Source organism: Herbiconiux solani NBRC 106740, assembly GCF_001571005.1.
Classification (GTDB): Bacteria; Actinomycetota; Actinomycetes; order Actinomycetales; family Microbacteriaceae; genus Herbiconiux; species Herbiconiux solani.
In genome coordinates, this window is sequence record NZ_BCST01000004.1 from 39,119 (window position 1) to 53,540 (window position 14,422).

The window sequence follows — 14,422 nt, forward strand, 5'->3', positions numbered from 1 at the left end:
CGGAGCAGCCTCAGCTCGCGCCGGCGCCCGCCGTCGAGACGCGCACGCTCCCGTTGTCCGGCGTGACCTTCCAGACGCTGCCACGGCCGAGCACCTGCAGGGGGCCCTCGCCGACCACCAGCGCGGTGTGCTCGTCGATCGCGACACCGCCGTCGACCAGTCCGGCCTCGGTCGCAGCGATCAGCCGCGACACCGAGCCCCACTGCACGGCGTGCACGTCGACCGCGAGGTCGATCAGGCCGATGCCCTCGGCGACGGTGAGCTGCTCGAGATCCTCCGCCGCATCCTCGGTACCGATCTCGACGGTGTCGATCTTCCAGCCGCCGACGATCGCGTGCTCGGCCGCGAGGGCCGCACCGGCGGAGAACCCGAGGTAGGGCACACCGGACGCCACGAGGCGGCGGAGCTCGAGGAAGGCCGGGGCGAGGGATTCGCGGTAGGCCGGCGTCAGGCCGCCCCACACGATGATCCCGTCCGCATCCGCGAAGACCGCAGGGTCGATCGGGGCGTTCTCGGGCGAGAGCACCGCCACGGGCTGGATCTTCGCCAGGTGCTCGAACGCCGTGACGAGCTCGGCGTACTTCTCGGGGCCGTCGCCGTCGCGCACCAGCACGATCGGCAGGTGGGCGCCCTCGAGGCGGCCGGCCGCCTCGGCGCGGGCGGTGATCTCCTCGAAGAACACTCGGTAGACGGCACCGTCGTCTTCGACGGGCCAGCCGCCACCGACGAGATGGATGCTCATTCGGCGCTCACCGGGGGGTGCGCCGACCACGGGAAGACGATCCAGCGATCGGTCTCCTTCCAGTGGAAGTCGGGCGCGATCACCGAGCGGGGCTTGCTGTAGAGCGTGGCCGACTTGACGGTGATGTCGAGCTTCTGCAGCAGGTCGACCACGAGCGCGAGCGTGCGCCCCGAGTCGGCGACGTCGTCGACGAGCAGCACGTTCTTGCCGATCAGGGGCTCGTTGTCGAGCAGCGGCGGCAGGATGATCGGCTCGGGCAGGGTCTCCTCGATGTCGGAGTAGAACTCCACGTTGAGGCTGCCGCAGCTCTTCACACCCAGGGCGTAGGCCAGGGCGCCGCCCGGGATCAGGCCGCCGCGGGCGATCGCGATCACGAAGTCGGGCACGAAGCCGGACTCGACGATGTCACGGGCGAGCGAGCGCGAGGCGTCGCCGAACTCCAGCCAGCCGAGCACCTCCCGTTCGGGGGTGGGCGCCTCGGCCACCGTGCCTTCGAGGGTCTCGAACTCAGAATCCATACACGGAACGCTACCGGAAACCGGATGTCCCGACCGAGCGCGTTCCCGTGCCCTACCATCACCCCATGAGCTCAACAGCGAGTCGTCTTCCGTCGTTGCGGGGCAGCGCCGTGGGGGTGACCGCATCGCTCATCGGCTTCCTCTTCCTGGTCGAGATCACCAGCGGCATCCTGCAGGGCTTCTACGTCCCGCTGATCCCCGACCTGGTGCAGCATCTCGGCATCCGCGACGCCGACTTCAACTGGTTCGAGGCCGCCCAGCTGCTGCTCTCGGCGATCGTCGTGCCGGTTCTCGCGAAGCTCGGCGACATGGTCGGGCACAAGCGGATGCTCCTGCTCGCGACGGTGCTCACCGCGGCCGCGAGCTGGTGGCTGGTCGCTGCGGGCGACTTCACGAGCTTCCTGATCGCCTGGGCGCTGCAGGGCTTCTACGTCGTCTGGCTGCCGCTCGAGGTCGCGCTGATCTTCGACCGGGGGCGGCGCACGGGGCGGGCGGCCTCGCAGACCCGCCGGGCCGCGGGCCTCCTGGTCGTGGCGCTGGAGGCCGGAGCGATCATCGGGGCGCTCGCCGGCGGCCGGGTCTTCACGGCGTTCGGTGAGAACGTGCCGCTCACCCTCATGGTGCCGGCGATCGCGGTGACACTGGTCTTCTTCGTCATCCTGTTCGGGGTGCCCGAGTCCAAGCCCCTCCCGGGGCGGAAGCTCGACCTCGTCGGCTTCACGATGCTCACCCTCGCGTTGCTGCTGATCACGAGCGGCCTGACCTTCCTCCGCACCAACGGCCCCGAGACGTGGTGGGTCTGGGCTCTGGTCGCTCTCGGGGCGCTGATGTTCCTGCCGTTCGGCCTGTTCGAGCTGCGGCAGCCCGATCCCGCGATCGACCTGCGGGTGCTGCGGCAGCCGTCGATGTGGCCGGTGCAGCTGACCGCCGGGCTCGTCGGCATCAGCCTGCTCGGAGCGCAGGTGCCGCTCAGCACCTTCGCCGGCACCGACCCGGTGAACGGCTACGGGCTCGGGCTCGACGCTCCCGGGATCTCGAACCTGATCGGTGTCTACCTGGTCTCGATGATCGTCGGCGCCATCCTGTTCCCGTTCGTCTCGCGCTGGGCGACGCCCCGGGTGGCGCTGATCGGCGCGACCTTCCTGGTCGCGCTCGGGTACGCGCTCTTCCTGCCGTTCCACCACGAGAGCTGGCAGGTGGTGCTCAACATGGCCATCGCCGGGCTCGGGTCGGGCGCGTTGGTCGGAGCGATGCCCGCCGCGGCGGCCGCGGCCGCTCCCCCGGGCCAGACCGGGATCGCGGCCGCGCTCACGAACACGACCAAGACCATCGGCGGCTCGTTCGCCTCGGCGGTCTTCGCGGTGGTTCTCTTCCAGGGCGCCGCGACCGTGGTCACGGCCACCGCATCCAGCCTCTCGGGCTACCTGATCGTGTGGTCGATCTGCGCGGGCGGGGCCGTGGTTGCCGGGGTGCTGCTGTTCTTCGTGCCCAAGCTGGCCTTCGCCGACGCCGACGTGGTGGTCGCGCCGGCGCCGGCCGCGGCGACTACTGCCCCTTGACCTTCAGCTCGCCGCGCGCGACCTTGTAGGCGGTCGACTGCGCGACCGGCTTGATGACCACGAGGTCCAGGCTCACGTGCGGGGGCAGCTCGAGCATCGAGACGATCGTGGTGGCGACGTCCTCCGCGCTGAGCGGGTCGGGCACGTTCTGGTAGACCGAGTCGGCCTTGGCCGCGTCGCCCTTGAAGCGGTTGAGCGAGAACTCCTCGGTCTTGACCATGCCGGGGGCGATCTCGAGCACGCGGATCGGCTCGCCGGAGAGCTCGAGCCGCAGCACGTCGAGCATCGAGTGCACCGCGAACTTCGCGGCGTTGTACCCGCCGCCGCCCTCGTACGAGATGTGGGCCGCGATCGACGAGACGGTCAGGATGTCGGCCGCGCCTCCCGGCTCGACCGAGGCCCGGAGCAGCGGGAGCAGCGCGCTCGTCACGCGGCGCACCGCGAGCACGTTGATCTCGAACATCCAGCGCCAGTCGTCGTCGGAGCCGTTCTCGACGCTGTCGAGCCCCAGGGCGCCGCCGGCGTTGTTCACGAGCGTGCTGACGCCGCCGGTGGACTCGACGTGGGCGCGGAGGGCCTCGACGTCCTCCGGCTTCGTCAGGTCGGCGACGAAGTACTCGGCGCCGGTCTCCTCGGCGAGCTCGCGCAGCTTGTCCTCCCGGCGCGCCACCGCCAGCACGGGCCAGCCGTGCTGCCGCAGCAGGCGGACCGTCGCCGCACCGATACCCGAACTCGCCCCTGTGACAACCGCACGCTTCATCCGCGTCCCTCTTCCACCGGCCGGGACCTCCCCGGCCCCTTCCGTACCGTCAACGGTAGTGCGGAACGCGGGTGCCGGATGACCGAAGGTTACGCCGCGAGACCCGGTGCGTTGACCGGCCGCCCGGCCGCTCATACGCTTCCAGCAGCCCTGATCCACCCGACCCGATCACCGACGACGGAGACGACAATGACCGACAACGCCGCGAACTGGAAGTTCGAGACCAAGCAGATCCACACCGGTGCGCAGCCGGACCCGGTGACGAACGCGCGGGCGACGCCGATCTACCAGACCACGTCCTACGTCTTCAACAGCGCCGACCACGCGAAGAACCTGTTCGCCCTGGCGGAGTTCGGCAACATCTACACGCGCATCCAGAACCCCACGCAGAACGTGGTCGAGGAGCGGGTCGCCGCCCTCGAGGGAGGCACCGCCGCACTGCTGGTCGCCTCCGGCCAGGCCGCCGAGACCTTCGCCGTGCTCAACATCGCCCAGGCCGGCGACCACATCGTGTCGTCGTCGTCGATCTACGGCGGCACTTACAACCTCTTCAAGTACACGCTGGCGAAGCTCGGCATCGAGACCACCTTCGTCGAGAACCAGGACGACGCCGAGGAGTGGCGCCGTGCGGTGCGCCCGAACACGAAGCTGTTCTTCGGCGAGACCATCGGCAACCCGAAGATCAACATCCTCGACATCGAGCTCGTCGCCGGCGTCGCGCACGAGAGCGGGGTGCCGCTGATCGTCGACAACACGATCGCGACGCCGTACCTGATCCGCCCGCTCGAGCACGGGGCCGACATCGTCGTGCACTCGGCCACCAAGTTCCTCGGCGGCCACGGCACCGTGATCGGCGGCATCATCGTCGACGGCGGGAAGTTCAAGTGGTCGGAGAACGTCGAGAAGTTCCCCGGACTCACCGAGCCCGACCCCTCGTACCACGGCGCCAGCTACACGGGCGTGCTGGGCGACGGCATCGCCTACATCATCAAGGCGCGGGTGCAGCTGCTCCGCGACCTCGGCGCCTCGATCGCGCCGGCCAGCGCCTGGCAGCTCATCCAGGGCATCGAGACGCTGTCGCTCCGCATCGAGCGGCACGTGCAGAACGCCCAGGAGATCGCCGAGTGGCTGGATGCCCACGACGACATCGCCACCGTCTACTACGCGGGGCTCCCGACGAGCCCGTGGTACGCGGCCGCGAACAAGTACGCCCCCAAGGGCGTCGGCGCCGTGCTGTCGTTCGAGCTCAAGGGCGGTGTCGAGGCCGGACGCACCTTCGTCGAGAGCCTGTCGCTGTTCAGCCACCTGGCGAACATCGGCGACGTGCGCTCGCTGGTCATCCACCCCGCCTCCACCACCCACTCCCAGCTCACCCCCGAGCAGCAGCTCACGGCGGGCGTGACGCCCGGACTCGTGCGCCTCTCGGTGGGCCTGGAGAACATCGACGACCTGAAGGCCGACCTCGAGCAGGGGCTGGCGGCGGCGCGGGAGACTGTGCGCGCGAACGCTGTGTGATCCAGGGAAGTGAAGGCGGCGTAGACGGTCTTTTTCGTCCCGGCAGGTGAAGGCTGATTAGACGGTCTTTTTCGTGCCGGCAGGTGAGGGATGCATGACGTCCCGCTGTGCTAGCTGCCGGGATGCGCGTGCTTCGCGCGCGTATCCCGGGCTGCGCCGGTCCCTGCCCGGCGCAGCGCGACATGTTCGTGTGCGGTCGCTAGCGCGGCCGCGCACTCACCCTGGGTCAGCGAGTACGGCCTGTAGGTTTCATTCACGTCCCATAACTTCGAGGGGAACATGGACTGGCAGACCAACGAAGACACCGTTCCTAGCGGGTTCGTTAGTGATGCGCAGATTCGGTCGGTGTTGGGGAAGCCGGCGGCTTCGGGGGCCTGGCGGGAAGGGGATCCTGTCGGGCGGCGGCGGTTCGTCGAGGTGGGGGCGTTCTCGTTCGAGAGCGGGGAGAGCGTGCCTCAGGTGCGGCTCGCGTTCGAGACGTACGGGACGCTCGCTCCCGAGCGCGACAACGCGATCCTCGTCCTGCACGCCCTGACCGGCGACAGCAACCTGAACCACCCGGCCGAGCCCGGGCATCCGACCGACGGCTGGTGGCCCGGGCTCGTGGGGCCGGGGCTGCCGATCGACACCGACCGCTGGTTCGTCGTCGCGCCCAACATGCTGGGCGGCTGCCAGGGCAGCACCGGCCCCTCCTCGATCGCGCCCGACGGCGTGGAATGGGGCGCGCGCTTCCCCTTCACCACGATCGCCGACCAGGTGCGCGCCCAGCACGCCCTGCTCGCCGAACTCGGCCTCGACCGCTGGGCCGCCGTCGTCGGCGGGTCGATGGGCGGGATGCAGGTGCTCGAGTGGGCCGTTCAGTTCCCCGGCGAGGTCGAGCGGATCGCGGTCATCGCCGCCCCCGCCGCGAGCTCAGCCGACCAGATCGCGCTGAACTCGGTGCAGATCCAGGCGATCCGGGCCGATCCGCTGTTCCACGGCGGCGACTACTACGACGCCCCCGACGGCGAAGGACCCCATCAGGGCCTCGCCCTGGCGCGCCGTATGGCGCTCCTCAACTACCGCAGCCCGAGCGAGCTGAACGACCGGTTCCAGCGCAGCTGGCAGAGCGGGATCGACCCCCTCGGCGGCGGGGGCCGCTTCGCCGTCGAGAGCTACCTCGACTTCCATGGCAACAAGTTCACCCGCCGGTTCGACGCGAACACCTACGTCACCCTGCTCGAGGCGATGAACTCCCACGACCTCGGCCGGGGCCGCGGCGGCGTCGAGGCGGCGCTGGCCGGAGTCCGTGCGAAGGCGCTCGTGGTCGGCATCGACAGCGACCGCCTCTTCCCGGTCGCCGACCAGGAGCTGATCGCCCGGCACCTGCCCGCCACCCTCGACGGCGACCGGCCGGTCGTGATCGAGTCGAAGTTCGGCCACGACGGGTTCTTGATCGAGTTCGACCTGGTCGGCCGCGAGATCGCCCGGCTGCTCGCATCCTGAGCCCGGCCGGGCCGCTGTCTAGCGCATCCGCCGCTTAAACAAATGCGGCCGGGGGCGTCTTGTCGACGACCCCCGGCCAATTCCCCCCTGGTCTGGAAACCACTTTACCGACAGCTGTCGAGATCTGTCCTGCCCCAGTTCTGGGGGCAGACAGCGGCACGCCCGGGTGGCATATATCATGCGAGAGTGCCCCGCACCGATCGTGAGCGCCGCAAGCTCCTCAGCAGGACGACCCGCGACCTCGGCCTGACCTTCACGGTCTCCTCGATGATCGCGGTGGGTGCCGCCACCTGGACCAGGCTCCCCGACTACGCCCCCAGCCTGTCGCTGATGGCCCTCACCGCCTTGAGCTTCTACTTCGTCGGCAACTCCCGGTCGCTCGTCTGGCCCGCGGTCACCTACCTGGTCGGGATCGCCGCGCTCGGCTCCTTCCTCCTGCCCGCGACCGCACCCATCGACGTCGCGACGACCACCGGCATCACGTTCTTCGCCTCCACCGCCATCCCCTCGCTGATCGCCGCGCTCGCCACCTCGGCCCGGCTGCTCTGGCTCGTGATCCCGGCCTACCTCCCGGTGCTCGCCCTGGCCACCGTCGCGACCTGGCAGACCGGCCGCGCCGCCTTCGTGATCGCCTCGATCGTGGTCGGCTGGGTGGCCCTGTTCGTCACCGCGACCTGGCTCTCAGCGAGCCTCCGCCGCGCCTTCGTCGGGATGGCCCGGCTCGGCCGCGCCCACGCCGTCGAACGGCAGGCCAGCGAGATGGAGGCGCAGCGCCGCCAGGGCGCCCGTCTGCTGCACGACACCGTCCTCGCCACCCTCACCCTGCTCGCGCACTCCGGCATCGGCGTGCAGCCCGAGGCGATGCGCAACCAGGCCGGCGAGGACGCCCGGCTCCTCCGCCAGCTGCGGCTCGGCGGCACGCCCATGCCGAGGTCCTCGGGCGGGTACACCCTCGAGCCGGTCGAGACCAGCGACCTCGGCCACACGCTCGAATCGGTCAAGCAGCGGTTCGGCCGGATGGGCCTCCAGGTCGCCTGGCACGGCAGCGGGCAGATCCTCCTGCCGAGCCACGTGCTCGACGCCTTCCTGCTCTCGCTCTCGGAGTGCCTCGAGAACGTGCGCCGGCACGCCGAGGTCGGCTCGGCCGACGTGACGATCACGGAGGACGACCAGACGGTGCGCGCGATGGTCACCGACTCGGGGGTCGGCTTCGACCTCGACGCGGTGGATGTCGGCCGGCTCGGACTCGCCGAGTCGGTGATCGCCCGCATCCGCGACGTCGGCGGCAAGGTCAGGCTGTTCTCCTCCCCCGGATCCGGCACCACCGTGGTGCTCGAGGTGCCGAAGTGAACGCGCCCGGCGGCCGCGGCGCCACGACGCCGGGCGAGCCCCGCTCCCCGGGCCTCCGCCCGCGGGGCCGCACCGCCGATCCCGGGATGCTCACCCAGCTGGTCCGCGCACGCCGGCTCGGCCCCGGCGCGGTCGACGCCGTGCGCCAGGACATCGAGCGCGACTCCCGGCTCGGGGTCGGCTACCTCGGCATCGGCGCCGTGATCGTCGGCGTCATCCTGATCGTCCGGGGCCTGGTCTCGTTCGCCTGGACCTGGCCCGCCAACGACCTGCGCCTGGTCTCGCTCGCGGGCTGGTTCGTCGTCGTCCTGGCCTTCGCAGCAGCCCTGCTCCTGGCGCGCCGCAACCGCGGGATGCTCTCCTCGGCCGCGTTCCTCGGCATCCTCGCCGCCGACGCCGTCGCCCTCGCGCTCGACTACGCCGCCCTGATCGGCAGCCCCTCCCCGGCCGACTACGTCACGACCGGGATCGGGGTGGGCGCGACGCTTCTGGCGTGCGTGACCCTCCGCCCCATCCGCACCCTGATCGCGGCGACCGTCGGGCTCGGGGCCGTCTCCGTGGCCGGCATCGCCGTGCTCGCCGTGCTCGGGGTCGCCGACCCGGCGGTGGGTGTCGCGCAGCTCGTCCTGACGATCGTGCCGGCGGTCGCAGGCATCGTCGTCGTGCGCTCCTTCGGAGGCCTGGTGCAGCGCGAACTCGACCGCACGGTCGCCGAGAGCGCGATCAACGCCCCGCGCTACGGGCTCGGGCTGCTGGCCTCGACCGAACTCGCGCTCCTCGACCTGGCGGCGGAGGAGCTGCTGCAGGACGTCGCGACCGGGAAGGCCCCGCTCCCGCTGGAGCGATCCTTGGCGACGACGGCCTCGTCCCTCGCGACCGACCTCCGTCGGGTGCTGGTGGCCGGCCGGCGCGAGACCTGGCTGCACCACGCGATCACCGAGTCCGAGTACCTCGGGCCCGTCGTCACGCTCGAGGACCACGACGGCCTGGCCGCGTACCTCGGCCCCGGACAGCGGGACGGGCTGATCTCGGCCCTCTGGCTGATCGTCGACGAGTCGGGGCGCTACACGCCCGGGATCGATCTCGGGATCGGCCGCCCGGGGGCCCGGAGCCGGCCCGCGCCTGACGGTAGGATGGTGCTCCCGATAGCCATCTCGATCGGCGGCCTCCCGCGCCGTCGCGTCGATCCGGCTGTCTGGTCGGCCCTGTCCCGCGTCGGGCAGTACTCGGTCGAGGCCCGCACGGGCCGGCTGCGGGTCAGCGTCGACGCCCACGTTGTCGTGCCGGACGCCTCACGGTGATCCCGCCGGAAGGAAGGAACCCCGTGACGGTCACCCGAGAGCCCATCCGCTTGGCCATCGTCGACGATCATCGGATGCTGCTGGGGGCGCTGACGGAGTGGATCCGCGGTGCCGCCGACGACATCAGCATGGTCGCCGCCGTCACCACCTGGCCTGACCTCCTCACGCATCCGGAGTTCCCGGTCGACGTCGTGCTCCTCGACCTCGACCTGAAGGACAACCTGCCGGTCTCGGTCAAGCTGCGGGCCCTCAAGTCGGCCGGGGTCAAGACGGTGCTGATGAGCACGTACTCCGAGCCGGTCGTCGTGCGCGAGGCGATCGCCGCCGGCGCCCTCGGCTACCTGGTCAAGAGCGAGGAGGCCGACATGATCGTCGAGGCCATCCGCGCGGCCTCCGACGGCGACAGCTTCATCTCGACCGAGCTCGATCTCGCGCTCGCGGCGGAGGACCTCGAGGCCGCCCCGCGCCTGAGCGCCCAGGAGCGCCGGGTGATGGCGCTCTACGGCGGCGGCGAGCCGGTCAAGCAGGTCGCGAAGGCCCTCAGCATCTCGGAGGAGACCGCGAAGTCGTACCTCAAGCGGATCCGCGAGAAGTACCGGGTCGTCGGCATCGACGTCGGCACGAAGGTGGCGCTCCGGAAGCGGGCGATCCAGGACGGCCTGCTCCCCCGCGACGAGTACCTCGGCAACCAGAGCGCCGACGACTTCGAGGACGACGTGCTGCCGAGCTGACTCAGCCCTGTTCGGCGGCGCTCCGGCGCCTCTTCGAGCGGGCTGGATCAGTCCTGTTCGCGGCGCTCGAGCGCCTCTTCGAGCCGCTCGACCTTGGCGGTCAGCTCGCCCGTGTGCCCGGGCCGGATGTCGGCCTTCAGCACGAGCGACACCCGCGATCCGTAGGCCTGCACGGCCTCGGTGGCGCGCTTGACGACGTCGAAGACCTCGTCCCACTCCCCCTCGATCGTGGTGAACATCGAGTCGGTGGAGTTCGGCAGACCGGATGCCCGGACCACCTCGACCGCCGCAGCGACCGCGTCGTGCACGCCGGCGTCAGAGGCGGCCGACGGGCCCCCCGACGGTGCGACCGAAAACGCCACCAGCATCCTGTGCCACCTCTCTCGACGTCTCCCTACTCTGCCACAGCATGACCAGCGAGAACACGAACAGCGAGACGGTCAGGAGGTTGCGGAGCGAGAGCACCGTGAGCATCACCGGGTCGAGCCCGATGACGTCGTCGTAGGCGATCGGGTAGATGATCTGGGTCAGCGCGCCCATCACGAACGCGACCATCGCGGGGGCGAAGAACCGGCGGCCCTGCGTGACGATGCCCAGGATGATCGGGGCCGACAGCCACACCATGAACTGCGGCGAGCCCACCTTGTTGAAGGTCATCAGCGCCGTCACCAGGGCGAGCGCGAGCCACGGCAGCACCACGACCGAGGAGGTGCCGCGGCGCACCACGATCACGGCGAGCACGAGCACCAGGGCGACCGCCACCACGAGCAGGGGCGTCATCAGCCAGGAGGCGAACTCGCTGCCCGGGCCGGAGACCTGGAAGGTGAGGATGTCGAGGTCGTAGCCGACGCGCGTCTCGGCGCCCGCGTAGGCCATCCACATCCAGATCGACGATACCGGGGCCTCGACCTGGAGTCCGCGGCCGGTCTGCTCGGTGACGAAGCTGAAGACGTTCATGCCGGCGCCGAAGGCCAGCGCCCCGGCGGCGACGCCGACCAGGGTGATCGCGGCCGCGACGGCGACCCGTACGCGGCGGCGGACGGCGATCACGACGGCGGCGACCATCGCAGCCGGCCAGACCTTGACCCAGGTCGCCAGGGCGAGCAGCACGCCGGCCAGGGCCGGGCGGGTGCGGACCAGAAGGAGCCCGACGATCACGAGGTCGACCGTGAAGATGTCGATCCGGCCGACCGCGACCGGGCCGATCAGGAGCAGAAGGGCCAGCCACCACCAGGCGGCGACGATCCGGCGGGTGCCCGTCTCGGCATCCGACCGCGCCCGCACGATGAGGTAGGCGAAGACCGCGGCGTCGGCGAGGGTGACCATGAGCATCCAGCCGATGCCGTAGTTCGCCGCGCCCAGCACCATTGCCGCGAGCATCGGGATGAACGCGAGGATCGGGTAGACCCAGGGGCCGTCGATGCCCAGCCGGAAGCCCGAGAGCGACTGCTCGACCCACGGGCGGTAGACGTTCGTGACGTCGCCGAAGGGGAGGTTGGGGTGGTTGAGGCCGTCGTACCCGAGCCAGAGATGGGTGGCCAGGAACGCGACCCAGAGCACGACGGGCATGGCAGCGAGTCGTCCTACACGTGTCAGCACGAGGGTCATCCTATTGGGCGCATTCTGAATGGCCGGTGACCGAAGACCCAGGTGTCGTTGCGGCGCTTCCCAGGCGTCAACCACCTTGGCTTGCTTTGATGAGGCGTCCGATCCGATCCGGAAGCCCCCGCGTGAACAATCCCGTCAAGTACAGCGTCGCCCTCGTGCTGGGCATCGCTGCGGTCGGCGCGGTCGCGGTGGTCGCGCTCCCCATCCTCGGACGCACGCTGGCCACCGAGACCTCGGCCAGCGTGCAGCAGGTCGTGCCGACCGTCTTCGACTCCCCGGGAACAGGGCTCTCCGGCGATCCGGAGAGCGAGACCTGGGTGCTGCAGCCGAGCTCGACCCTCGGCTACCGGGTGTCGACCACCGGCGACGAGGAGGTCACGGGCAGCACCTCCGACCTCACCGGAGTCGTCGCGGTGACGGGCGACCGGCTCACCGACGCCGAGTTCATGGTCGACCTGTCGACCCTCGTCGGCCGGGGCGACTCCCGCGACGCGGTGCTCGGCGCCCTCGTGCTCGCCACGGGCGGCAACCCGATGGCCTCCTTCGTGCTGACCGAGCCGATCACCCTGCCGGACACGCCGTCCGACAACGGGCAGACCGCGGTCGAGTCCGTCCCGATCGTCGGCACCCTCACGATGCGGGGCATCAGCAATGCGGTCTCGGCCGAGGGCCGGCTCAGCTTCGACGCCTCCTCGGGCACGATCGAGGGCTCCATCCCGGTCGACCTGTCGGCGTTCGGGATGACGCTGCCGGAGATCGGCGGTCTCACCGTGGGCGACACCGCCTACCTCGACGTGCAGCTGGACGTCAGTCCGAGCCGCTGACCAGGCGGGCGACGATCCGGGGCACCGCCCCGGCGATGTCCAGCGCGGCGATCGGCCCGCGGTCCGACGCGCGCTCGGCCGCCCAGGCGTGGATGTAGGCACCCGTCGCCGCGAGGCCGACAAGCCGCGCGGTCCGCGCCTCTGGTGAGAGGTCGGATCCGTCGCCGAGCTCGTCGGCGTGCGTCGCGACCAGCGCACCCACGATCCCGCCGAGCACGTCGCCCGAACCCGCCGTCGCCGCCCAGCTCGAGGGCGCGAGCACCCGAGCGGCGGTCCGGTGCCCGTCGGCGTCGGCCGGGCCGCAGACGTGGGTGACGCTGCCCTTCAGCAGCACGACGTGCCCCGTCGCGTCGGCGGCGCGCTGCGCGAAGGACTCCGGGTTGGCGCTGACCGCTCTGCGATCGGTCTGGATGCCGAAGTCGGCCAGCAGGGTCACCATCTCGCCGGCGTGCGGCGTGAGCACGGCCGGCCCCACGATCCGGCCGGCGAGGTCGAGGGCCCCGGCGTCGGCGACGACGGGCTCGCCGCCGGTCACCGCCTTCTCCAGCAGCGCCGACTCCTCATCCGTCCGGCTCGCGGAGCTCATCCCGGAGCCGATCAGCCAGGCCTGCACCCGGCCCTCGGCGGTGACGGCCTCGGGCCTGGCGTGCAGCACGAAGCCGGCGGCGCGCTCGGCGCCGAGGTACCGCACCATCCCGAGCCCGGTCCGCACCGCGGCCTCGACACCGAGCACGGCGGCGCCCGGGAACTCGGCCGAGCCGGTGACGATGCCGAGCACACCCCGGGAGTACTTGTCGTCGTCCTTGCCCGGCACCCGGATGCACTCGGAGGCGGCCAGCTCGTTCCAGTCGCGCCAGTCGGCGGAGGGTGTTTCGCTCATCCCCTCACGATAGGCCGGGGTGCCCGGTGGCCGGGGATAATGGAGCGTGCCTTCCGCTCTCTTCTCCCCCATGACGATCCGGTCCGTGACCCTCCGCAACCGCATCTGGGTCGCCCCGATGTGCCAGTACTCCGCCGAGGAGCAGGACGGGATGCCGAACGACTGGCACCTCGTGCACCTGGGCTCCTTCGCGACGGGAGGTGCGGCACTGGTGATCACCGAGGCCACGGCCGTCTCACCCGAGGGGCGCATCTCGCCGCAGGACCTGGGGATCTGGAACGACGCTCAGCGCGACGTGTTCGCGCGGATCACCGCGTTCATCCGTTCGCAGGGCGCCGTGCCCGGCATCCAGCTCGCCCACGCCGGCCGCAAGGCCTCGACGTTCCGGCCGTGGAGCGAGGAGCACGGATCGGTGCCGGTGGACCAGGGCGGCTGGCCCACCGTCGGCCCCTCGGCGCTCGCCTTCGGGCGGTACGCCGAGCCGCGCGCGCTCACGGTCGACGAGATCGCCGGCGTGGTCGAGGACTTCCGGGCGGCCGCCCGCCGCTCGGTCGAGGCCGGGTTCGACGTGCTCGAGGTGCACGCGGCCCACGGCTACCTGCTGAACCAGTTCCTGTCGCCGCTGTCGAACCGGCGCGAGGACGAGTACGGCGGGAGCCTGGAGAACCGGGCCCGCCTGCTGCTCGAGGTCGTCCGGGTCGTGCGCGAGGAGGCCGGCCCGGATCGGGTCGTCTTCGTGCGCTTCTCGGCCACGGACTGGACCGAGGGCGGCTTCGACGCCGAGCAGACCGCGACGGTGGCCGACTGGGCCGCCGCCGAGGGCGCCGACCTCGCGGACATCTCCAGCGGTGGCAACGTCGCCGGGGCCACGATCCCGGTCGGGCCGCTCTACCAGGTGCCGCTGGCCGCCGAGGTGCGCCGCGACTCCGGAGTGCCGGTCTCGGCCGTCGGGCTCATCACCACCCCGCGCGAGGCGGAGGACGTCGTGGCCTCGGGCCGCGCCGACGCCGTGATGCTCGCCCGGGAACTGCTCCGCGACCCGCACTTCCCGCTCCGTGCGGCGGACGAACTCGGCGTCGACATCGACTACTGGCCCGCGCAGTACCTGCGGGCGCGGCTGCCGCGCTCCTAGCGGTTGGCCGCTCGCGG

14 protein-coding genes are annotated in these 14,422 nt (G+C 71.1%); 8 read left to right on the forward strand and 6 right to left on the reverse strand.

Annotated elements, in window-relative coordinates; translation table 11 throughout:
- Positions 1–10: 10 nt before the first annotated feature.
- The gene (locus tag HSO01S_RS07895; protein ID WP_066040730.1) at positions 11–742 is read right to left on the reverse strand and encodes a type 1 glutamine amidotransferase family protein; all 732 of its coding nucleotides are present in this window, start codon (positions 740–742) and stop codon (positions 11–13) included.
- A complete protein-coding gene (locus HSO01S_RS07900) occupies positions 739–1,260 on the reverse strand; it encodes a phosphoribosyltransferase (RefSeq protein WP_066040182.1) in 522 nt (173 codons plus the stop codon). Before HSO01S_RS07900 ends, HSO01S_RS07895 begins: the two co-directional genes overlap by 4 nt.
- 65 nt (positions 1,261–1,325) lie before the next feature.
- Here HSO01S_RS07900 and HSO01S_RS07905 point away from each other — a divergent pair, with 65 nt between their 5' ends.
- Positions 1,326–2,819 (forward strand): MFS transporter, encoded by a 1,494-nt coding sequence (locus HSO01S_RS07905; RefSeq protein WP_066040185.1) that lies wholly within the window; start codon positions 1,326–1,328, stop codon positions 2,817–2,819.
- Here the strand turns inward: HSO01S_RS07905 and HSO01S_RS07910 are convergent.
- The gene (locus HSO01S_RS07910; protein ID WP_066040186.1) at positions 2,806–3,579 is read right to left on the reverse strand and encodes an SDR family oxidoreductase; all 774 of its coding nucleotides are present in this window, start codon (positions 3,577–3,579) and stop codon (positions 2,806–2,808) included. The genes HSO01S_RS07905 and HSO01S_RS07910 overlap by 14 nt on opposite strands.
- 189 nt (positions 3,580–3,768) lie before the next feature.
- Here HSO01S_RS07910 and HSO01S_RS07915 point away from each other — a divergent pair, with 189 nt between their 5' ends.
- The 5 genes from HSO01S_RS07915 to HSO01S_RS07935 all read left to right on the forward strand — a co-directional run bounded on the left by HSO01S_RS07915 (position 3,769) and on the right by HSO01S_RS07935 (position 9,961).
- A complete protein-coding gene (locus HSO01S_RS07915) occupies positions 3,769–5,094 on the forward strand; it encodes a bifunctional o-acetylhomoserine/o-acetylserine sulfhydrylase (protein ID WP_066040188.1) in 1,326 nt (441 codons plus the stop codon).
- A gap of 279 nt (positions 5,095–5,373) precedes the next feature.
- Positions 5,374–6,579 (forward strand): homoserine O-acetyltransferase MetX, encoded by a 1,206-nt coding sequence (metX, locus tag HSO01S_RS07920; protein ID WP_066040189.1) that lies wholly within the window; start codon positions 5,374–5,376, stop codon positions 6,577–6,579.
- 186 nt (positions 6,580–6,765) lie between these two features.
- Positions 6,766–7,929: a sensor histidine kinase gene (locus HSO01S_RS07925; RefSeq protein WP_066040190.1), complete on the forward strand. Its 1,164-nt coding sequence runs from the start codon at positions 6,766–6,768 to the stop codon at positions 7,927–7,929.
- Positions 7,926–9,230 carry a hypothetical protein gene (locus HSO01S_RS07930; protein ID WP_066040193.1) on the forward strand — a complete coding sequence of 435 codons (1,305 nt, stop codon included), beginning with the start codon at positions 7,926–7,928 and terminating at the stop codon, positions 9,228–9,230. The genes HSO01S_RS07925 and HSO01S_RS07930 overlap by 4 nt, the downstream gene beginning before the upstream one ends.
- 23 nt (positions 9,231–9,253) lie before the next feature.
- Positions 9,254–9,961: a response regulator gene (locus tag HSO01S_RS07935; RefSeq protein WP_084361453.1), complete on the forward strand. Its 708-nt coding sequence runs from the start codon at positions 9,254–9,256 to the stop codon at positions 9,959–9,961.
- Positions 9,962–10,008: 47 nt separating this feature from the next.
- Here HSO01S_RS07935 and HSO01S_RS07940 read toward each other — a convergent pair whose 3' ends face one another.
- Positions 10,009–10,329 carry a thiamine-binding protein gene (locus HSO01S_RS07940; protein ID WP_066040197.1) on the reverse strand — a complete coding sequence of 107 codons (321 nt, stop codon included), beginning with the start codon at positions 10,327–10,329 and terminating at the stop codon, positions 10,009–10,011.
- Positions 10,277–11,560 carry a glycosyltransferase 87 family protein gene (locus tag HSO01S_RS07945; RefSeq protein ID WP_169799964.1) on the reverse strand — a complete coding sequence of 428 codons (1,284 nt, stop codon included), beginning with the start codon at positions 11,558–11,560 and terminating at the stop codon, positions 10,277–10,279. Before HSO01S_RS07945 ends, HSO01S_RS07940 begins: the two co-directional genes overlap by 53 nt.
- A gap of 131 nt (positions 11,561–11,691) precedes the next feature.
- Here HSO01S_RS07945 and HSO01S_RS07950 point away from each other — a divergent pair, with 131 nt between their 5' ends.
- Complete coding sequence (locus HSO01S_RS07950; protein WP_066040201.1) at positions 11,692–12,393, forward strand: YceI family protein; 702 nt, start codon at positions 11,692–11,694, stop codon at positions 12,391–12,393.
- Here the strand turns inward: HSO01S_RS07950 and HSO01S_RS07955 are convergent.
- Complete coding sequence (locus HSO01S_RS07955; protein ID WP_066040203.1) at positions 12,377–13,273, reverse strand: ADP-dependent NAD(P)H-hydrate dehydratase; 897 nt, start codon at positions 13,271–13,273, stop codon at positions 12,377–12,379. The two genes, HSO01S_RS07950 and HSO01S_RS07955, sit on opposite strands and share 17 nt — an antisense overlap.
- 70 nt (positions 13,274–13,343) lie before the next feature.
- Here HSO01S_RS07955 and HSO01S_RS07960 point away from each other — a divergent pair, with 70 nt between their 5' ends.
- Complete coding sequence (locus HSO01S_RS07960; protein ID WP_066040205.1) at positions 13,344–14,405, forward strand: NADH:flavin oxidoreductase/NADH oxidase; 1,062 nt, start codon at positions 13,344–13,346, stop codon at positions 14,403–14,405.
- Positions 14,406–14,422: the final 17 nt, after the last annotated feature.

Excerpts from the sequence above, each read along its gene's own strand:
- HSO01S_RS07895 (WP_066040730.1), bottom strand. The coding sequence starts at position 742 with ATGAGCATCCATCTCGTCGGTGGCGGCTGGCCCGTCGAAGACGACGGT.
- HSO01S_RS07900 (WP_066040182.1), bottom strand. The coding sequence starts at position 1,260 with ATGGATTCTGAGTTCGAGACCCTCGAAGGCACGGTGGCCGAGGCGCCC.
- HSO01S_RS07905 (WP_066040185.1), top strand. The coding sequence starts at position 1,326 with ATGAGCTCAACAGCGAGTCGTCTTCCGTCGTTGCGGGGCAGCGCCGTG.
- HSO01S_RS07910 (WP_066040186.1), bottom strand. The coding sequence starts at position 3,579 with ATGAAGCGTGCGGTTGTCACAGGGGCGAGTTCGGGTATCGGTGCGGCG.
- HSO01S_RS07915 (WP_066040188.1), top strand. The coding sequence starts at position 3,769 with ATGACCGACAACGCCGCGAACTGGAAGTTCGAGACCAAGCAGATCCAC.
- metX (WP_066040189.1), top strand. The coding sequence starts at position 5,374 with ATGGACTGGCAGACCAACGAAGACACCGTTCCTAGCGGGTTCGTTAGT.
- HSO01S_RS07940 (WP_066040197.1), bottom strand. The coding sequence starts at position 10,329 with ATGCTGGTGGCGTTTTCGGTCGCACCGTCGGGGGGCCCGTCGGCCGCC.
- HSO01S_RS07955 (WP_066040203.1), bottom strand. The coding sequence starts at position 13,273 with ATGAGCGAAACACCCTCCGCCGACTGGCGCGACTGGAACGAGCTGGCC.
- HSO01S_RS07960 (WP_066040205.1), top strand. The coding sequence starts at position 13,344 with ATGACGATCCGGTCCGTGACCCTCCGCAACCGCATCTGGGTCGCCCCG.